General features: G+C 42.0%; 17 protein-coding genes and 1 riboswitch. Of the genes, 16 read left to right on the top strand and 1 reads right to left on the bottom strand.

The window, feature by feature from the left end; all coding sequences use genetic code 11:
* Positions 1 to 2: 2 nt before the first annotated feature.
* From fliP to A7968_RS06040, 13 genes are all read left to right on the top strand, one after another.
* Complete coding sequence (fliP, locus tag A7968_RS05980; RefSeq protein ID WP_084448055.1) at positions 3 to 755, top strand: flagellar type III secretion system pore protein FliP; 753 nt, start codon at positions 3 to 5, stop codon at positions 753 to 755.
* Positions 752 to 1,021 (top strand): flagellar biosynthetic protein FliQ, encoded by a 270-nt coding sequence (locus A7968_RS05985; protein ID WP_064665667.1) that lies wholly within the window; start codon positions 752 to 754, stop codon positions 1,019 to 1,021. The genes fliP and A7968_RS05985 overlap by 4 nt, the downstream gene beginning before the upstream one ends.
* On the top strand, positions 1,018 to 1,800 hold the full coding sequence (fliR, locus tag A7968_RS05990; protein ID WP_064665668.1) for a flagellar biosynthetic protein FliR: 783 nt from the start codon (positions 1,018 to 1,020) through the stop codon (positions 1,798 to 1,800). The genes A7968_RS05985 and fliR overlap by 4 nt, the downstream gene beginning before the upstream one ends.
* Positions 1,801 to 2,931 carry a flagellar biosynthesis protein FlhB gene (flhB, locus tag A7968_RS05995; protein ID WP_064665669.1) on the top strand — a complete coding sequence of 377 codons (1,131 nt, stop codon included), beginning with the start codon at positions 1,801 to 1,803 and terminating at the stop codon, positions 2,929 to 2,931.
* Positions 2,932 to 2,946: 15 nt separating this feature from the next.
* The gene (flhA, locus tag A7968_RS06000; RefSeq protein WP_064665919.1) at positions 2,947 to 5,019 is read left to right on the top strand and encodes a flagellar biosynthesis protein FlhA; all 2,073 of its coding nucleotides are present in this window, start codon (positions 2,947 to 2,949) and stop codon (positions 5,017 to 5,019) included.
* A 130-nt stretch (positions 5,020 to 5,149) separates the two neighbouring features.
* Positions 5,150 to 5,239, top strand: a riboswitch (cyclic di-GMP riboswitch).
* A 98-nt stretch (positions 5,240 to 5,337) separates the two neighbouring features.
* On the top strand, positions 5,338 to 6,222 hold the full coding sequence (locus A7968_RS06005; protein ID WP_064665670.1) for a MotY family protein: 885 nt from the start codon (positions 5,338 to 5,340) through the stop codon (positions 6,220 to 6,222).
* A 19-nt stretch (positions 6,223 to 6,241) separates the two neighbouring features.
* A complete protein-coding gene (locus A7968_RS06010; RefSeq protein WP_064665671.1) occupies positions 6,242 to 7,552 on the top strand; it encodes a sigma-54 dependent transcriptional regulator in 1,311 nt (436 codons plus the stop codon).
* Positions 7,553 to 7,567: 15 nt separating this feature from the next.
* Positions 7,568 to 7,891, top strand: coding sequence for a flagellar hook-basal body complex protein FliE (gene fliE / locus A7968_RS06015; RefSeq protein ID WP_064665672.1), 324 nt, complete (start codon positions 7,568 to 7,570; stop codon positions 7,889 to 7,891).
* A gap of 8 nt (positions 7,892 to 7,899) precedes the next feature.
* Positions 7,900 to 9,627, top strand: a complete 1,728-nt coding sequence (gene fliF / locus A7968_RS06020) for a flagellar basal-body MS-ring/collar protein FliF (protein WP_064665673.1) — start codon at positions 7,900 to 7,902, stop codon at positions 9,625 to 9,627.
* Positions 9,605 to 10,636: a FliG C-terminal domain-containing protein gene (locus A7968_RS06025; protein ID WP_227008888.1), complete on the top strand. Its 1,032-nt coding sequence runs from the start codon at positions 9,605 to 9,607 to the stop codon at positions 10,634 to 10,636. The genes fliF and A7968_RS06025 overlap by 23 nt, the downstream gene beginning before the upstream one ends.
* 5 nt (positions 10,637 to 10,641) lie before the next feature.
* Entirely contained in the window at positions 10,642 to 11,274 is a 633-nt protein-coding gene (locus A7968_RS06030) for a FliH/SctL family protein (protein ID WP_064665674.1), read from the top strand.
* Positions 11,267 to 12,616, top strand: coding sequence for a FliI/YscN family ATPase (locus A7968_RS06035; RefSeq protein WP_064665675.1), 1,350 nt, complete (start codon positions 11,267 to 11,269; stop codon positions 12,614 to 12,616). Before A7968_RS06030 ends, A7968_RS06035 begins: the two co-directional genes overlap by 8 nt.
* Positions 12,609 to 13,028 (top strand): hypothetical protein, encoded by a 420-nt coding sequence (locus A7968_RS06040; RefSeq protein ID WP_064665676.1) that lies wholly within the window; start codon positions 12,609 to 12,611, stop codon positions 13,026 to 13,028. The genes A7968_RS06035 and A7968_RS06040 overlap by 8 nt, the downstream gene beginning before the upstream one ends.
* Positions 13,029 to 13,591: 563 nt before the next feature.
* Here the strand turns inward: A7968_RS06040 and A7968_RS06045 are convergent.
* Positions 13,592 to 14,224 carry an RpiB/LacA/LacB family sugar-phosphate isomerase gene (locus tag A7968_RS06045; protein WP_064665677.1) on the bottom strand — a complete coding sequence of 211 codons (633 nt, stop codon included), beginning with the start codon at positions 14,222 to 14,224 and terminating at the stop codon, positions 13,592 to 13,594.
* Between the two features lie 221 nt (positions 14,225 to 14,445).
* Between A7968_RS06045 and A7968_RS06050 the strand changes: the two genes are divergently transcribed.
* Genes A7968_RS06050 through hrpB form a run of 3 tightly spaced genes read left to right on the top strand, consistent with a single transcriptional unit; the run spans position 14,446 to position 19,658 of the window.
* Positions 14,446 to 15,327 carry a hypothetical protein gene (locus A7968_RS06050; RefSeq protein ID WP_193330414.1) on the top strand — a complete coding sequence of 294 codons (882 nt, stop codon included), beginning with the start codon at positions 14,446 to 14,448 and terminating at the stop codon, positions 15,325 to 15,327.
* A complete protein-coding gene (locus A7968_RS06055) occupies positions 15,285 to 17,186 on the top strand; it encodes a GGDEF domain-containing protein (protein WP_084448057.1) in 1,902 nt (633 codons plus the stop codon). Before A7968_RS06050 ends, A7968_RS06055 begins: the two co-directional genes overlap by 43 nt.
* Positions 17,187 to 17,234: 48 nt before the next feature.
* Positions 17,235 to 19,658, top strand: coding sequence for an ATP-dependent helicase HrpB (gene hrpB / locus A7968_RS06060; protein WP_064665679.1), 2,424 nt, complete (start codon positions 17,235 to 17,237; stop codon positions 19,656 to 19,658).
* Positions 19,659 to 19,680 lie beyond the last annotated feature (22 nt).

The raw sequence follows: 19,680 nt of genomic DNA on the forward strand, positions 1-19,680 counted from the left end.
AAATGAACATACGCAGCGTATTAAAAGTAGGGTTCTGCTTAGTTGTTTGTTTGCTGCCAACTTGGTTAAGTGCTCAAGAGTTAACGTTATTTTCTTTGCGTGATACGGAGCAAGGACAAGACTACAGCGTTAAACTACAAATTCTGTTAATGATGACAGTGCTTAGCTTAATACCTGCGCTGTTAATGGTGTTAACCTCTTTTACCCGTATCGTTGTGGTGCTGGCTATTTTGCGTCAAGCGATGGGATTACAGCAAAGCCCGCCAAATAAGGTGTTAATTGGCATAGCCTTAATGTTGACCATGCTGATCATGCGTCCAGTTTGGCAAGATATTTATCAAAATGCTTACAAACCCTTTCAAGCAGAGGAAATGGGCTTAGAGCAAGCGCTTATCCGTGCAGAGCAACCACTGCGTGCTTTTATGCTTAAGCAAACACGAGAGAGTGAGCTTCATCAGGTACTTCTTATTGCCAATGAACCAACAACCTTAAAGGCAGAAGAAATTCCTTTTGAGGTGTTGATGCCGGCGTTTGTACTGAGTGAGCTTACTACTGCCTTTCAAATTGGCTTTATGTTGTTTATTCCATTTTTGATTATTGATTTGGTGGTTGCTAGTGTTCTGATGTCGATGGGGATGATGATGCTGTCGCCTTTGATAATAAGTTTACCATTTAAATTGATGGTGTTTGTTTTGGCCGATGGCTGGTCGATGGTGGCGGGTACCTTAGCAGCCACATTTGGTGCGCAGCCATGAGCCCAGAAATGGCGACCCAACTGATAGCCGACGCTGTTTACACCATCATTGAGATGATCTTAGTGCTGATTGTGCCAGGACTAATTTTAGGCATTGTGGTTGCTGTGATCCAAGGGGCAACTTCTATTCAAGAACAAACCCTTACTTTTTTACCGCGTATGCTATTAACCCTGCTGATGGTGGTGTTTGCAGGTCATTGGTTAGTGAGAACCTTATTGACATGGTTTGATAACTTAAAATTTATGATCCCAGGAGTCTTTGGGTGAACTCATTAATCGCGTTAACCAGCAATGATATCGTTAGTTGGATGGGCACCATGTGGTGGCCCTTTGTGCGATTTTCGGCGTTGTTATGGGCCATGCCTGTTTTTGAAAATCCAGCAGTCACGCCACGCTCAAGAATTCTTTTAGCAATGATGCTGGCTTTCTTAGTGGCAGGGCAACTGCCGTTGGCGCCTGCGGTAGATATATTTTCTCTTGATGGCGTAGTGTTAACTGTAGAGCAAATTATTTTTGGTGTGCTGATGGGATTAGCGTTAAGGCTTTTATTTGAAGTTATGTCATTAGTGGGATTAGTGCTATCAATGCAAATGGGGTTATCAATGGCACTTGTGATGGACCCAGGGAGTGGCAACCAAGTGGCGCTACTTGGCCAGTTATTTTGGCTCATGGCGGCATTATTATTTTTTGCTGCTGATGGGCATTTGATCACTTTGCATGTCATGGTGGAAAGTTTCTCAGTATGGCCTATCGGCAATAGCATCTACAACCTTGATATTATGGCTGTGGTTAATCTGTTTGCTTGGCTATTAGCGTCTACTTTGTTGCTCGCTTTGCCAGGCGTAATCGCCATGATGCTGGTGAACTTGACTTTTGGTGTTGCAAGTCGAGCAGCACCTGCACTGAATATATTTGTGTTGGGTTTCCCTATGGCATTAATCATGGGGTTCTTTTGCGTGTTTATGACACTAAGCTATACGGGTAGCGCCTTTGCTAATCTTACTTACCATGTATTAACTGTGTTCAATACGGCAATGGGAGGGTAAATGTCTGACAACAGCGCACAAGAAAAAACAGAACAGCCTACTGAGAAACGTCTTAAAAAAGCCCGTGAAGAGGGGCAAGTCGCGCGTTCAAAAGAACTCAATACAGCAATTTTACTGATGGTGAGTGTGGCTGGGTTACTTTGCTTTGCCAATTTATTTTATAACCTATTTATCGAATTGATGCGCAGCACTATGCAGCTAGATCATACAATTTTAGAGAACAATAAATTAATGACCAATGCGATTGCAGTGGCATTACTCGATATGTTGGCCACTCTTGTGCCATTTTTATTGTTAGCTTTTGCGGCTATGTGGATCACCGGTGTTTTGCCTGGTGGTTTTATTTTCTCTAAGAAATTGATCGCTCCTAAATTCAGTAAGCTAAACCCAATATCGGGTTTAGGTCGGATGTTTGGCAAACAAGTTTTCATCGAATTACTAAAATCAATGGTCAAAATAGCGTTACTAGCAATCTGTTTATTTAGCTTTTTAACTCAGCTTTGGCAGCAGCTAATTGCACTACAAAACCAAGATTTACAAGTGGCATTAAATCAAGGTATTAGCCTGTTGTTTTTGGCAATGATGATCACCGTTACCCTATTGTTATTTGTTGCCGTGATTGATGTGCCTTTTCAACAAAAGCAAATTCTCGACAAAATAAAAATGACACATCAGGAAGTAAAAGAAGAACGCAAAACATCAGATGGTAACCCTGAGATCAAAAGTAAAATTAGACAAATACAGTACCAACAAGCAAGCCGCCGTATCGAAGAGCGTGTCCCTACAGCAGATGTCATTGTTACCAACCCGACTCATTATGCAGTCGCTATTCGTTATAACGAAGAAAAAGCGAAAGCGCCCTATGTTGTCGCTAAAGGCATGGATGAGATGGCTTTACGGATCAGGACCTTAGGGCGCGAGCATAACAAAGAGGTGATTGAATTACCTGCACTTGCACGAGCCATTTATTTTTCAACTCGAATAGACCAAGAAGTGCCTAATGGCTTATATAAAGCGGTGGCCTATGTACTGACTTATGTCATGCAATTAAAAGCTTATAAGCAAGGGCGTGGACAAGCTCCAGCGCCACTACCTGAACTTGAAATCCCAACCAACTTACAAAAACCATAGAAGTGGAGAATGACTTTGAATTGGCGTAGTTTAACCCGACCATACACTGCAATACCGGTATTACTCTTAGCTATTTTGTCTATGGTTATATTGCCATTGCCAGCGTGGTTATTAGACACTTTATTTACCTTCAATATTGTGTTGTCAGTGATTGTACTTTTAGTTGCAGTATCAAGTGCTAAGCCATTGGATTTTTCTGTTTTTCCAACTATTTTATTGGTCGCAACCTTAATGCGATTAACCCTCAATATCGCGTCGACACGCGTCGTGCTACTACACGGGCATGAAGGTTCAGACGTGGCAGGTAGAGTAATTCAAGCCTTTGGTGAAGTGGTGATTGGCGGTAATTATGTCGTCGGTATTGTGGTTTTTATTATTTTGATGGTGATTAACTTTGTGGTGATCACCAAAGGCGGCGAGCGTATTTCTGAAGTGGCTGCGCGCTTTACCCTTGATGCCATGCCAGGTAAACAAATGGCAATAGACGCGGATTTAAATGCTGGTTTAATTGGTCCTGAACAAGCTAAAGAGCGCCGTGCAACTATTGCCAAAGAAGCGGATTTTTACGGCTCGATGGACGGGGCGTCTAAATTTGTTCGAGGTGATGCCATTGCTGGACTGATCATTTTGGTGATCAATTTATTAGGTGGTGTCAGTATCGGTGTATTCCAACATGATTTAAGCATGGCTGAAGCTTTTCAGCGCTTTGCATTGTTAACCATAGGTGATGGCTTAGTTGCTCAAGTCCCTTCATTATTACTTGCTGTTGCAGCAGCCATTATCGTTACGCGAATGAATGATGAAGGGGACATGAGTGAAGCTGTAGGGAGCCAGTTGTTAGCTTCTCCACGGGTCATCCTAACAGCCGCAATTGTGATGTTAGTGCTTGGTGTTGTACCGGGTATGCCAAGTCTAGCGTTTATTGGTTTTGGCTTACCATTGTTATACGTTGCATGGCGATTATACAAAAGTGCCCATGATGGGCAGTTGGATGAAGCACAAAATATGACCGATACGATTGCTCAAGAGCAATCGGCACTTAGCTGGCAAGATATTCCACACGTAGATAAGCTAAGTGTTGAACTTGGTTTTCGCCTCGTTTATTTAGCTGACAAAGAAAAAGGTGAGGAGCTGGCTAAAACCATTCGTGGCATGCGCAAAAGTCTGTCTGAACAATTAGGGTTTTTATTACCTGAAATCAGAGTCAAAGATAACCTCAATCTCAACCCGCAAGAATATAAAATTAAGTTAGCCGGGGTTGCAGTGGCATCTGGGCAATTAAATGCAAAACAATTATTGGCACTGAATACAGGTGAAACCTACGGTCAATTAGATGGTGAACTAACTACAGATCCTGCATATGGCTTAGAAGCTGTGTGGGTTGAGGAACAAAATAAAGCAAAAGCGTTAAACATGGGTTACTCCGTGGTTGACTTAGCAACGGTTGTTGCAACGCACATGGGTAAGATAATAAAGCAGCATTTAGATGAGTTATTTAGCTATGAAGATATACAAAACCTACATGAGCGATTAAAAGCTATCTCGCCAAGTTTAGCCGATGCCTTAGAAAAATCATTACCGATTAACTTGCAGCTAAAAGTCATGCGAATGCTTTTAAAAGAACATGTTGCTATTGGCGATATTGTAACGATTGCGGGCACTTTAGTTGATAGCATTGAAGTAACAAAAGATCCGATTTTATTAGCCGCTGATGTTCGCTGTGCATTACAGCGTTTGTTAGTAAAGCAAGTGATGGGCAGTCGTGATGAATTAACGGCATATAGCCTTGGTGAAAAATTAGAGCACACAATGCAAAGTTCGCTAGAGCAAGCAATGCAAGCGGGGAAAGTAGCGCTTGATAGTTTTGCTGTTGACCCTAATTTACTGGGGCAATTCCAACGTGCGATGCCGATTATTTTAGATGAAATGAAAGCGATTGGTGTATCACCAGTATTAATCGTAATTCCGCAATTAAGGCCACTACTTGCACGCTATGCTCGTTCATTTACGAAAGGCGGCTTAGCGGTGCTGTCCTACAATGAAGTGCCTGATAATGTTAAAGTAAATATTGTTGGCTCCTTAGGGTAACCAAGTAAATATGAATAAAGTGTGAATATAGTGGCGTTCTGTTGCTTTTTTATTTTTTTTAACTATAATCAATTATTAACAGGTACTTGTTAACGTTTTAATAATAAATGTAATCAAGTCGGAAACTAAGACAATTAAATGGCAAACTACACCGAAAGGGTAGGACGCAAAGCTTCCAGTCTACAGCCAATAATATGGTCATGATAGTGGGGTTACATTAACTTAGCGGCACTTCCTAATGTCTATTCAGACAGTTTGTTCCGCTTATTGTATACATTAAGCCTTTAATTGGGCTGTTTATGATAATTTGGAATATCAATGAATTACTCAGAGCAACTTGTAATAGCATCTGCTTTTACAGTTATGGGCTGTTTAGTTGCTTACGCTCCGCCATTAAAAGCAGAACGTACAATTACTCAAAACTACGAACTTGCAACATGGCATGTCAGTGGCGATGCATTTCATTGTCAATTGAGTCAAAAACTCGATAACTATGCAAAGCTAAGCGTAGTGAGTAAACCGGCTAGAGCACAATATTTAGATTTTGAATGGCTGTTAACAGAGCGTGCAATTACTGATGTGCGCGTATTTACGCGTAAAGGTGATTGGCAAAATCAGCATATTACAGCGCCAACAATACAATTCTTTTCAGCTGATATTGTCCAGCAGCAAGTGATGTTTGTGCAAGGTGTAGCACCACTTCTTAGTGCAATTAAACAAGGCTATTGGCTAGACACTATCATAGGGTTTGGCGATGAGCAGCTTAGGTTAACTTTTCCTACCACACATAGTGATAGCGCTATCAATCAATATCAGCAATGCCGCGAACAATTGGCACCACTTTCTTGGCAGCAAGCAAGAGATTATGAAATTAGCTTTGACTCCGGTGAGCGTGTGGTTAAGCGCCATGAAGATTTAAGCTATCTAGAAAAGTTGGTTCGCTATATTCAACTCGACCCAACAGTTAATAAAGTCATGATCGATGGCCACACTGACAATGTCGGATCGCCGTTGGCAAATCGTTTGCTGTCAAAAGAAAGAGCGGATGATGTCGCTTCTCGGTTAATTGAATTAGGTATTGATTCGCAACTTATTGAAATTAGGGCGCATGGTGGTCGTTACCCGGTTGCGAATAATGCAGATACGAGTGGGCAGTCATCTAACAGACGCGTTTTAATTCGTCTATTTCGTCAAAATAGCTAAGGTGTTTGAGGAGGAATTTATGGATCAAAAACATCTATTATGGCTTGCTCCAGAGCAACCATCTCGTGAAATTGAATTGGCGATCAATGATGAGCAGTATGAGTTACTGTATACAGAATCAATCCCTGATGCCATTAGTTATTGCTTAAGTTATCAGCCGGAATTAGTACTTATTGATGCACAGCAAGCGCAAATGAATCTAGTGGATTTGGTGAAACTTGTTAAACGAACTCATCTCAGTTGCCAAATTATTTCGTTAGTTGAGTCAAGTCAAGGTGAGCTGGCATCACAATCACTTAATAATGGCGCAGTGGATTTTCTATTAAAACCATTCTTTGCAGACCAATTAAAATTAACGATTCGTAATGCTGATTCGATGAAGCATGGAGTCAGTGACTTAATTGCGGTGTCGTTAAAGTCGCAACAGGTACTTCGCCTTGCAAACCGTGCAGCACAAACATCTGCCAGCGTTTTAATTATGGGAGAGTCCGGTACGGGTAAAGAAAAGCTAGCTAATTTTATTCACCAATCGTCGCCACGGGCAGATAAGCCATTTGTTGCTGTTAACTGTGCCGCTATTCCTGAAAATATGCTGGAATCCATGTTATTTGGCTATAACAAAGGCGCTTTCACAGGCGCTGTCGCGCAACAAGCAGGTAAGTTTGAACTCGCTAATGGCGGGACTATTTTACTTGATGAAATTACGGAACTGCCATTGGATTTACAAGCTAAATTACTGCGTGTATTACAAGAGCGTGAAGTTGAAAGGCTTGGCAGTCATCAACCTATAAAGCTTGATATCCGTGTTATTGCGGCCTGCAATAAGCCACTACGGGAGCAAGTTGAAAAAGGCCAATTTCGCGAAGATTTATTTTATCGTTTAGATGTCCTGCCATTAATGTGGCCTGCACTAAGGGATCGTTGTGACGATATTTTACCCCTTGCGAATTATTTTATTGCGAAATACGACGAAGAAAAATTTCATTTTAGTAGTGAAGCTGAGCAAATAATGCAGGACTACCACTGGCCTGGGAATGTGAGAGAGCTAGAGAATGTTGTGCAGCGGGCCTTAGTTATGGCGCGAGGTATCGAAATCCAAGCTACCGATTTAAATCTACCAGAAAATGTAAAAACATTACCAAGCGCAAGTACGTCAAAATTGAAAGAAAGCAAGAAACAAGCTGAATTTGATTACATCTACAATTTACTAAGCCGCTTTAATGGTCACCGAACACAAACAGCTGAGGCGCTTGGCGTAAGTACTCGCGCCCTCAGATACAAAATTGCAGCCATGCGTGAATACGGCATGGATATAGACGCTATCGCTTAATTAAGGAGTAAGACAATGTCACCCATTGAAAGTCAACGCTTGTTGCTTGGAAAAATGACTGATATGCAGCAACTTGCCGCAGCTGAACAGATTGCTCCTGCAGCAAGTAAATACCAAGATGCAGAGCTAAGCAATGAGTTTAAGACTGTGGTTCGTGCAATAAATGAGCAGCAAAATATCTCTTCACAAATGATGCATGCTGTAGATACTGGTCAAAGTGATGATGTTGTAGGGGCTATGGTCGCGAGTCAAAAGGCTAGTTTAAGCTTTTCCATGCTGATGGAAGTGCGCAATAAACTGTTAAATGGCATCGATGATGTCATGCGCATGTCATTATAGAGGTTGCTATGAAAGGCGAATTAACCAAAGCAGTACCGCCGCTATCTGCAGAGACAAATTTACGTGAGAAGGTGGTAAGTTTCTCAAATAAAATTAATTTCTCGACGAAAAGCAATGACCGCAATGTTGCAACCATTGCATTACTTGCAACCTTGGTTGCCGCGACGATTGTTGTCATTCTGTGGACTTCAGCAAAGAATTACGTGCCTTTGTACGGTAATCAAGAAAGTTATGACAAAGCGAATATTTTAGAGATTTTAGATAAAGAACAAATTGTATTCCGCATCGATAATGATACTGGCAATATTTTAGTGCCACAGGAAAAACTGGCGGATGCGCGGATCACCTTGGCTGCTCGCGGTATAAAAGCGTCAATGCCTGAAGGGGTTGATAACTTGACGACCAAAGTGTCAATGGGGACCAGCCAATTTATGGAGTCGATGCAGTATCAACATGCCTTAGAAGGGGAGTTGGCACGCACCATAATCAACATGCAAGGGGTACGCAACGCACGCGTCCACTTAGCTATCCCAAAGCGCAGTTTATTTATTGGCCGAGAAGAGCAAAAGTCAGCAGCGTCGGTTATGGTTGATTTAGCCCCAGGACATGAGCTAAAGCCAGAACAAGTTGAAGCCATTATTTCATTGGTCATTGGCTCAGTGTCAGGGTTAAGCGCACGGGAAGTCTCAGTGGTTGATCAACGTGGCAAGTTATTGTCAGGTGATCTGTTTGATACCACACCAGTCGGGAAAGAAAGTGATAAAAAACTTGCCTTTATAGAAAAAATAGAACGCAACATAGAGCAGCGTGCTGAAATCATGCTACTGCCAATTTTAGGGGAAGGTAACTTTCGCATTCAAGTATCTACCGATGTTGATTTTAGTGTTGTTGAAGAAACCCGAGAAGCGGTTGACCCACAAGGTGTATTAAAGCAGGAGTTGGTAAAGTCGGATTCCCGCCAAGATCAATTCGCAGGAGGAATACCTGGTGCTTTAGCAAATCAACCCCCTTTACCTGATCAAGAAGGTGAACAAAACGATAACGAACGTGTGTCTGAGCGAAGTGAAAGTAGCCGTGAATATGAAAATGGTCGCTCAGTGACTCACACCCGCTACGAAGTTGGCAGATTAAGTTCAATGAGTGTATCTGTGCTAGTTAATGAACAAGCCGCAACAAGTGATCAAGGATGGAGTCAAGATGGTCTGAACTCTTTGGGGGAAATGGTGAAAACAGCAACTGGGTTTAATCAACAGCGGGGCGATCAATTTAACATCACTAGCTTTGCGTTTGTAGAAGCGCAGCCTTTCATGGCAGCTGATGGTTTACAGTGGTGGCAGATGCCTGAAATTCGCGAATATGCTCGTTACGTATTTGGCTCATTCATTAGCTTAATGCTGATTTTATTTGCTGTTAGGCCGTTGGTTAATCATTTGATCAAAGGTAAAAGTACCGCTTTAACGAGTACTGAAAATGATGAAAATAATACCGCGGAAAATAAATCTGACGCTTATGAACGACAAAGTACACCACTTGATGGTGCATTGGAGCGAAGCGAACACTCAGACCAAGAGCATCAAGAGGGTGAGAATATCGCTTTACCAAAAGTGGGTGGTGATTTTGAAGAACAAATTGCGCATATGCAGTTATTGGCTAGTCGAGAAACTGAGCGTGTTACATCAGTTATCAAATATTGGGTAGAGCAAGGAGTTGAAGTTGAATCAAGCAAATCAAGATAATGTGACAGCACCAATAACTGCACGAGCCTCCTTAGATAGAGCTGCTATTTTACTGCTTAGTATGGGTGAAGAAAATGCGGCCAGTGTTATTCGTAAATTAGGGCGTCGAGAAGTACAAGCTATTTCACAGCGTATGGCCAGTATTGCGAATATTACTAAGCATGATGTGGCTGATACCTTAACCAGTTTTTTTGATTGTTATCGTAATGAAAGTGGTGTCAATGGCGCATCGCGGCTATACCTTGAAAGAGCATTGGATAAGGCGGTCGGCCGTCGCTTAGCACGGGGTATGTTGGATGATATTTATGGTGGGGCCATGAGTGATGACTTACGCCGATTAGAGTGGATCCCACCTGAACTGATTGTGCGTTTTTTAGAGCATGAACATGTGCAGATGCAGGCTCTATTTTTAGCTTTTTTACCCGCAGAGCAGGCGGCGGCAGTAATAGCCTTGTTTCCTGAGGCTAGGCATGAAGATTTACTTTACCGTATCGCCAGCTTACGGGAAGTAAGTGAGCATGTTATGGACGATATTCGCTTAACTGTGGAAGCGTGCGTTGATTTTGTTGGTCGTCAAGTTGGCTCTCGGGTTAATGGTGTTGATAAGGTGGCTGATATTATGAGTCGATATAATGGCAATAAGAGCCAAATTATTGAAGTTATTAGAAAGCATGACTTACGAGTAGCCGATGCCGTACAAGAACGTATGTATGACTTTGCTAGCTTATTACTACAAAACGATGAAACACTCTCGCAATTAATGAACGATGTGCCGGATGAACTTTGGCTTATGGCATTAAAAGGTGCAGACGAAGTGATTATTACGCGTTTGTTAGGAGCGCTGCCAAAGCGTTTAGCGCAAGTCTATCAGCAGCAATTAGAAGCAACAACATCGCAACCTGTTAGTAAAGTGGAAGCTGCGCGACGTGAAATTATGGCAATCGTCCGTGATATGAGTAAGCGAGAAGAAATCAGTTATCAATTATACCAAGAAGAAACAGCAGGTTAATTGTTATGCAAGCATTTCGTTTTCCAACACTAACTAAGGCTCAGCAGCATCAAAGTGTTCAGCAGCGAATTGATGCTGCTGAGCAACTAGCCTGGCAAAAAGGTTTTGATGATGGTTTACAACAAGGTAAAGCTATGTTGCAAACTGAAATTGAAAAACATATTAATGAGCGTGCTGAGGCGTTACTTAATGCCCGTGAACATGAGCTCAAGCAGCAGTTAACAGCGCAGTTTGAAGTGCTTTGTTTGCAGTTTAAGCAGCAATTTAATATACAATCAAATGAAGTGTTAAAAGATATCAGTGTGCTGGTTGCGAAAGTTGCAGAGCGCGTGATCGCTAGTGAATTACAGTTACAGCCACAATGTTTAATTGATTTAGTAGAGCAAGCTTTAAGCTTATTGGCAGGACGCGATGAGGTGCACGAAATTGTCTTTTCAGCCGCAGATGCTGATTTAATTGCGCAAACTTGCTTTGAAAACAGTCAATTAAAAGTCAGTTTTGAACATCAACTTGCAAGTGGCACAGTAAAGTTAATCTCCAGTGAGCAAAGTCATAGTTTATCTTTAACTGAGCGGCTTGACGCTGTATTTACTGAAATCACTCCAGCGTTAATGAATGGCTCAATAGCTGATGAATAACACTTTATCTCAGGCAGTCTTATCGGCAACTAAGTATTTAGCAACTCCTCCTTTAGTGCAGAGCTATGGCCGCTTGGTGCGGGTAAATGGTATGACGTTAACCGCAGTTGGTGGCCAGTTTCTAATGGCTAAAAAGTATCAAGTGGAAGGAATTGATGGCGCCTGGAATGATGCTCAAGTCATCGGTTTTGATGATAGCAAAGCGTTTTTGATGTTATTAAATAAGGCTGATGGTTTATATGCAGGAGCAAGAGTTAGAGCGGTCGCCGAGAGCCAAATGGTCAAAGTAGACAGTTCATTACTCGGGCGCGTTATTGATGCTCAAATGCAGCCAATTGATGATTTAGGTGCTCTGGTTAAAGCGCCACTGGGTTCAGATTGCATTTTAAAAAAGCAAGCTTCGCTTAATCCATTACAACGAAAAGGCGTGAGTGAACCACTTGATGTAGGTGTTCGCACCATCAATGGCTTATTCACTGTTGGCAAAGGCCAGCGCCTTGGTTTATTTGCGGGTTCTGGTGTAGGTAAAAGTAAGTTACTAGCGATGATGACGCGTTTCACCAGTGCCGATGTGGTGATTGTTGCCTTAGTGGGCGAGCGTGGTTGGGAAGTAAAAGAATTTATCGAACAAAGTTTAGGTCCTGAAGGGTTAAAAAAAGCCATTGTTATTGCATCTCCTGCGGATGACTCTCCTTTACTGCGCGCTAAAGCGGCTGAACTAAGCCATCAGTTAGCTGCTTTTTATCGTGATCAAAACCTGAATGTTTTACTGTTAATGGACTCATTAACGCGTTATGCCCAAGCACAACGTGAAATCGGTTTAGCCGTTGGTGAATTACCAGTAGCAAAAGGCTACCCACCATCGGTATTTAGTAAACTAACGCAATTAGTTGAAAGTTCAGGTAATAGCGAGAGAAGTCACGGTTCAATGACTGCGATTTATACTGTGTTAGCCGAAGGTGACGACCAACAAGACCCGATAGCCGATAATGCCAGAGCCATTTTGGATGGTCACATTGTGCTTGACCGCTCATTAGCAGAAAAAGGCCATTATCCAGCTATTAATATTGGTGCTTCAATTAGCCGGGTGATGCCAAATATTGTCTCTGCTGAGCAATTAGCGTTTTGCTATAAATTAAAAAAATTGTATAGCCGTTATTTGCAAGTTCATGAACTCATTCCCTTAGGCGCTTATCAGGCTGGAAAAGATACTGAGCTTGATTTAGCTGTGCAGTTATACCCAGAAATAGAATCATTTTTATGCCAAGCATTAAGTGAAAAAGCGGATTTTGAGGTCACTCAGCAAAAGTTATCACAGTTAATAGGAAAACATCGTGCTTGATAAATTTAAACAGCTGCAGCAGCAGAAACTCGACAGCATGCTTAATGAGCAAGCATTACTAAAACAACACACTGAGCAAGAGCAACAACGCTTAGCACAGCTAAAGCAATTTATTGATGGTATGCAAACCAATAATCAAATGCGAAGTGCGCTGGATCTGCAAAATCTTGCGGGTATGAAACATATTCTACATGGCTTATCACAACAACAATCAGAGCGGGTAATGCAATTGCAAGGCGATCAGTCTCGACAGCAACATGCTTGTGTGCAGCAGCTGTCATTCACTAAAGGGCTTGAAGGAGTGCTTGCCAAGCAGCTGCAAAAGCAGCGACAACACCAAGTCAAGCTGCAGCAAAATCAACTGGATGAGCTGATTTCTCAAGCTGTAATTAGTGCTAAAACTAATAATTGAAACGCATTTATCTTTGTAACACTAAGTACGGATCCTCAACATTATTACAAGCCTTTCCAGAGGCAGGTAAAGCAACGTGGTTGCCTTTGCAATTAATCCGAGAAGGCCAGTTTCAGCGTATTTTTTATGCTTGAACCTAGTTGCTAATTCCTTGGCCTGCCAACAACAATAAACACTTAGGCAAAGTATCGCCTACGTGAACGCGGTGAAAGTAAAGTGAGTAGCAATACTCGCCTAGAGATTGTCACCGAAGGTGCGTTGACGCCCTGAATTAACAGGCACTTCATGAGCGCCCACTCGCCGCTGATACGGTACTGGTATTTGCACTATATACACGGCCAGTACTGAGAGAAGATTTAAAAATCCCTCTAATGTCAGCAACGTTAGATGACGAGCGCTACAGTGAACTTTTTTCAAGCCCTATTATAGTTTATCTGGACGTAGTACTCCATTGATGAAGCCTATCTGCCAATTAAAGACGAAAGCCGTTGGCTTGAAGATATTCCCTTCATTATCAAGCACTCAATGAATAAAACTATATTGTGTTGGTATTTTTACCTACTTTAAATCCGTGCCTTAACAAAAGTGGCAATGGCTTCATCTTGGCAATGTGCAAAGAAGCACTTTTGAAAACGAGCACCGCCAATCGCTTGTTTAATTAGCTCTGGATCTATCGCTTCAAGTGCACTTAAGTAATCTTTAGCTACGTCGGCTTTTAATTGGTTTAAAATACCTGCGTTGCTCACTTGTGATTCTTTACGCTCAGCTGGGTAGCCTTGGCCTTTTTCGCCAGTAAAGGCTTTTTCAAAAATATATTTAATGTTTAGCTCCGCGCCCCAGCCAAAACCTTTGGCATAAGGTAAAGCGAGTGCATTGCCATTGTTTATTTGGGCAAATAGATAAGCATCAGATGGATCAATACAATAACCGCAGCTCACACCAGGAAACGCATTGCTCGCCATTAGTGCGCCTTGACCTGTACCACAACCTGTTACAACAAAGTCCACCGCTTTAGAGTTGAGCAGCAGGCTTGCGATAATTCCTAGGTGAATATAGGTTAATCGATGATCGTTATCGCCATCCATGCCAACATTAAATACTTGGTGACCTTGTGTGTCCGCTACGCTATTTAACTGCTCAAGCACGATTGGATTTTTAGCTGCTTGACTGAACTCATTCATTAATGCGATTTTCATTTAGTCCTACCCAAATTGATTAATACTAAAGTAATTCTATCTATATTTGCTACCGGTGGCAAACGTAAGTTGTTTGTAGTTAATAAAAAGCAAACTAAAAATAGGTGTGATGTTGATTACATAAAATAACGGAAATTAACAATTTACTTGCTGTTGCTGTATAATTAGCCACTGTGGCACTGTATTAGTGCCGCAACTTTTTTATTATCAGGGCTTTGTTTATGAAGTACTTATTTTGTTTGTTAATACTATTTAGTAATGCCTTAGTTGCAAAGCCAGCATTGGTTATTGATATTCTTAGTAATGAGAATTTTAGTGAGCGTTATAGCGCATTTTTAAATGGCCGTGACGCACTTAGTATTACTGATTTTACTGCTAATACACATGGCTCTCATCTTGAGATCGTGGAAATGATTTTACTCCAACAAGCCTTATATTTAGGCGGTGAAACTCGCCCGGTGGAGTTTCGTGCGCAGTCATGGATAAACAATACAGAATTTGATGCTTTGATTGATGGCTCTAGCTTAATGCTGGCGCGTAGTATGTGGCATGAAGATATCTTAAATTACCGCGGCTCGCTGTATGTTAGTGAGGCTGTTATTGAATTTGGACAGTACGAGGCTGGCTTATATGTCGCCGCAGATAATTTGCAAGCACAACAGTTACAAATATCGCAACTCAATAAGCTAACTGTGGTTGTTAATCCTCGTTGGCAGGTTGATTGGCGTGCACTGGTTAATACTCCGATGAGCGCAATTAGCTATGTTGGACCATGGGAGGAAATGTTGGCGATGGTTAAAGCGAAAGTGGTTGATGCGATGATGATTAATTTTAGTGTCGGCGCTGACTTGGATTTAAATTATGACGGACAATTATTTACGCCAATAAAAAACGTTAAGGTGGTGCTGCCTGATACCCGCCATTTTGTTGTAAGTAAAAAGCACCCGCAAGGTAAAGAGGTCGCCCAAGCCCTTTCGAGAGGTTTAAAAATATTGCAACAAAGCGGTGTTATCAATAAGGCATTCCAGCAATCAGGATTCATCAATCAACAGGTTAAAGATTGGCAGATAATAAATCAGCAAATGATAGTACCCACCCAATGAAAAGTTATTTTAACGTATTTTTTTTAGTGCTACTGATGTACGGTTGTGAGCTTCTTGCCAGTACCGCAGGGCAAGAAAAGCAGCAATTAGATCGCTATTACGATAAATTTAAAGCAGATATTGATGCCGATAAAATGCTGCATGTCATGAGTTATATCAACGAACTACGGCAATTAGCTGTCTCGCAGCAAGCGCTGGAGATCGAGGTTGAAAGTTATTTGTTAGAAGCGTTGGTTAAACGCCGTTATGGGGCCTTTGAAGAGGGAGTAAAACTTAATAATTATGCCTTAGAGTTGGCGCAATCTGCTGGTAATAAAGAGTACACTGCTTGGGCTTATTTACATTTGGCGCATTTAGAGATGGAGCTGGAGCGTTTTCGTTTAGCGCAGGAGTATATACAGCATGCCATTGATTTTTATGAAAATGATAATTCAGAGTACACGGCACTCATGTACCTTTGGCAAAGTAAAATCTATTTGGCTAAGGGGAGCTACCATCAAGCGTTACAGGCGAGTGAAAAAGCACAAAGTGTAACTGCAAATATTGGTGATCTTAGCAATGAAGTGGCGGTTAACCATGCGCAAATTTTACTTAAGCTCGGAGATTATCAAGCTGCACAGCTGATGTTAGCTAAAGTTGATCCTAATCAGATCAGTAAATCACAAGAGCGAGTGCGTTTACATTATTACGTGGCTCTCGCTAATTGCTATCTGCAGGCGGGTAAGTTTAAGCTGGCAATACACACCGCGTTATCGCAGCTAGAAAATAGTTATAATACGCGCTTCTTAGAAGAGCAGGCACAGCTACAGTTTTTGGTGGCGAGTGCTTACCGCCAGCAAAAAGAGTATAAACTGGCGTATCGTTATTTAAATCGCTATTCGTTGAGCAAAGATGCATTGAGCTTGCAGCGACGCAACAATAAAGTGCTACAGTTAGAAGCGCATTTTAAGTTTGATTCGCAAAATCAACAATTACAGCTGCTTGGTAAAGATAATGCATTAAAAGAGCAGCGTTTATTGCAACAACAGCAAACAATTGAGAATCAGCAATTACAACAACAGCGCTGGTTGCTAGCAGGCATTTTGATAATGTGTGGGCTGGTATTCATTTATTGGCGTTGGCAAAATCAGCGTTATTTGGTGACGTTGAAGCAGCAAGTTGCTGAACGTACTCATGCACTTGCTAAGAGCAACGAACTTTTAAAAACAATGAGTTACACTGATAGCTTAACTGGGCTGCATAATCGTCATTATTTTTTTAGTGTTATTAACCAGCAACTTGCAAAATTATCACGTACTAATCATTTGTTGCCTCCTGCGCAATTAAAAAGTTTAGTCTTTGCGGTGGTGGATATTGATCATTTTAAAAATATTAACGATAGCCATGGTCATGGAGCGGGGGATCAGGTGTTAGAGCAGTTCTCAAAAATACTGCAACAACACAGTCGCGATAGCGATTTATTGATCCGATGGGGCGGAGAAGAATTCTTGCTTGTTATGGATAACCTCACTGTTGAAGAAGCTGCACATACCCTAAATCGTATCCGTAATGCTATTGCTAATCATCAATTTACGTTAAATCATAATGAATTTTTGCATTGCACTTGTTCGGTAGGATTTGCCAGTTATCCATTTATCGCAGCGATGCCAGAGTTGTTCAATTGGGAGCAGGTGATTGAACTTGCCGATGGTGCTTTATATTTAGCAAAAGAAAATCAACGCAATGCCTGGGTAGGCATTGTCCCTTCGACTGAGAAACTACATTGGCAAAGTGACGATGTGGTTAAGCATTATCGTAAATACCTATTAGCAGGTGAATTAAAAAGCTATAGCAATATTACCGCAAAGCTGAAATTTTAACGCAGCTTGCGTTACAATCAGCAAAATAGTTATTAATGGTAAAAACGTGTGCTACCTGTTGAAGATATTTATACAGAACTGGTTACCCAACTAAAAACTCAGCCTCTAGCTTTATTACAAGCGCCGCCAGGGGCGGGTAAATCAACGTGGTTGCCACTGCAATTAATGCGTGATGGGCATTTTCAGCGAATTGTTATGCTTGAACCGCGTCGTCTTGCAGCACGTAACATCGCCAACTATTTAGCCAGTTGTCAAAATGAGCCTGTCGGGCAAAGTGTTGGTTTACGGATCAAGCAAGAAACCAAAGTTAGTGTTAATACCCGCCTTGAGATTGTCACCGAAGGCATGCTTACCCGTATGCTACAAAACGATCCTGAATTGACCGGTGTCGATCTACTTATTTTTGATGAATTTCATGAACGCTCTCTCGCCGCTGATACTGCGTTAGCCTTTGCGCTGGAATCACAAGCTGCACTGCGTGATGATCTAACTATTTTACTGATGTCGGCAACCCTTGATGGGCAGCGTTATCAGCAGTTTTTTGATTGCCCCATTATTGAATCAAATGGACGTAGTTTCCCTATTGATGAAGTGTACATTCCAGTAAAAGACGAAAGCCGCTGGCTCGAGCAAATACCTGCAATAATCACTCAAGCCATCGACGAACAAGCGGGTAGTGCGTTGGTATTTTTACCCGGCCAACGAGAAATCAATCGAGTCCAACAAGCACTTAAAGAGTTACCTGCTGATTGTCAGGTTTTTACACTTTTTGGTGAACAAGATAAGGCAACTCAGCAAGCAGCCATTGCACCCGCTAAAAACGGAATGCGCAAGATTGTATTGACGACCAATGTTGCTGAAACCAGCTTAACCATTGAAGGTATTCGAATTGTTGTGGACAGTGGCAAGCGTCGTGCCGCCAGTTTTAACTTAAAAACCGGTGTTACTGAGCTGACAACACAAAGTATTTCTCGTTCTTCAGCTGTGCAAAGAGCAGGTCGAGCTGGGCGAATAGAGCCCGGTGTTGTATATCGGCTTGGCTCAAAGCAAACCTTTGAACGACGTAATAGCCATGATGCGCCGGAAATAGTGAGCACCGATATAAGCCAGTTATTATTAGAGGCAAAATGCTGGGGCGCTGAGTTAAGTGACTTGAGCTTGTTAGATCCGCCTGCGCAACAACAAGTTCAGCAAGCAACTAAACTACTGCAAATGTTAGAAGCTCTCGACGGTAAAGAAAAACTCACCGCCCTTGGTACACTGATGCTAGGTTTTGGTACTGACATTCGCTTAGCGCACATGCTTATTAAAGCGCAGCAATTAGAGTCGAGCATGCCCGGCATTTATGGTTTAGCTGCATATTTAGTGGCGTTATTAGAAAGCCGTATTAGTCATGCTGCCGATTTAAACCTTGCCTTACATGGCCAACACACTCGGCCACATCCTGCATTTAAACAACAACTTAATTATTGGTTAAAGCGCTTAAAACTCAGCCCTGTAGGGCAATTAAACACCAGCTATTTAGCGTTGTTGGTGGCGTTTGCGTTTCCAGACCGACTTGCTAAAAAGCGTGGTAATGGTTATTTACTTGCCAATGGTGCTGGCGCTGAACTTAGTGACGAGTTTTGGCATAACGATGACTACCTCGCGATTGCCAGCATGGGGGGGCATAAAGGTGGACGCGTGTTTGCCGGGGTTGCATTTGCTCCTGCTGAAATTGAAAGCGAACTTGGGCACTTATTTTATCAGCAAACACGCTGTGAGTTTGATGAAAAAACCGGACGCTTTATTCATCAAGATGAGATAAAGCTAGGCGCTATTACCCTCGCCAGTCAGCCGAGTAAACACTCTCTTGATAAAAGTGAGCGAGCTAAAGCATGGCTTAACATGTTTAAAAAGCATGGCTTTAGTATTTTCAATGAACAGGCTGACAGTGAGCAGTTACTTATACGTATGTGCTTAGCCAGTAAATTATTACCAGAACAGTTTCCAGCCATGACTGAGCAGTCACTCATTGACAATGCCGATAGCTGGCTTGGTGCATACCTAGAAGATATAAAAACGCTAGAACAACTTAAAAAGTTTAATTACTGTGAGGCACTACAAAATGTCTTTGACTGGCAGCAACAATCAGCTTTAAAAGCGTTATTACCACTTAGATTAACAGTGCCGAGTGGCTCAAATATTAAAATAAACTACCAGCTTGACGGTCCGGCAAAACTCAGTGTGCGGATGCAAGAAGTATACGGCATGACCAGTACGCCATTACTCGCACAAGGCAAGCTTGCCCTATTAATGGAGTTGCTTTCACCTGCAAGGCGGCCATTGCAGCTCACGCAAGATCTTGCAGGGTTTTGGCAGACTAGTTATCGTGATGTGCAAAAAGAAATGAAGGGTCGATATCCCAAACATTTTTGGCCAGACAGCCCTGCAACCAGTGTCGCGACCAGTAAAGTAAAAAGTAAAATGTGACGGCGCTTGCAAAGGTAAAGTG

The organism is Pseudoalteromonas prydzensis, assembly GCF_001661495.1.
GTDB lineage: Bacteria > Pseudomonadota > Gammaproteobacteria > Enterobacterales > Alteromonadaceae > Pseudoalteromonas > Pseudoalteromonas prydzensis.

What these genes read in the sequence shown, in the direction of transcription:
- flhB (WP_064665669.1), top strand. Translation starts at nt 1,801, where the DNA reads ATGTCTGACAACAGCGCACAAGAAAAAACAGAACAGCCTACTGAGAAA.
- A7968_RS06050 (WP_193330414.1), top strand. Translation starts at nt 14,446, where the DNA reads ATGAAGTACTTATTTTGTTTGTTAATACTATTTAGTAATGCCTTAGTT.
- fliF (WP_064665673.1), top strand. Translation starts at nt 7,900, where the DNA reads ATGAAAGGCGAATTAACCAAAGCAGTACCGCCGCTATCTGCAGAGACA.
- A7968_RS05985 (WP_064665667.1), top strand. Translation starts at nt 752, where the DNA reads ATGAGCCCAGAAATGGCGACCCAACTGATAGCCGACGCTGTTTACACC.
- fliP (WP_084448055.1), top strand. Translation starts at nt 3, where the DNA reads ATGAACATACGCAGCGTATTAAAAGTAGGGTTCTGCTTAGTTGTTTGT.
- A7968_RS06035 (WP_064665675.1), top strand. Translation starts at nt 11,267, where the DNA reads ATGAATAACACTTTATCTCAGGCAGTCTTATCGGCAACTAAGTATTTA.
- A7968_RS06005 (WP_064665670.1), top strand. Translation starts at nt 5,338, where the DNA reads ATGAATTACTCAGAGCAACTTGTAATAGCATCTGCTTTTACAGTTATG.
- A7968_RS06030 (WP_064665674.1), top strand. Translation starts at nt 10,642, where the DNA reads ATGCAAGCATTTCGTTTTCCAACACTAACTAAGGCTCAGCAGCATCAA.
- A7968_RS06045 (WP_064665677.1), bottom strand. Translation starts at nt 14,224, where the DNA reads ATGAAAATCGCATTAATGAATGAGTTCAGTCAAGCAGCTAAAAATCCA.
- A7968_RS06010 (WP_064665671.1), top strand. Translation starts at nt 6,242, where the DNA reads ATGGATCAAAAACATCTATTATGGCTTGCTCCAGAGCAACCATCTCGT.
- fliE (WP_064665672.1), top strand. Translation starts at nt 7,568, where the DNA reads ATGTCACCCATTGAAAGTCAACGCTTGTTGCTTGGAAAAATGACTGAT.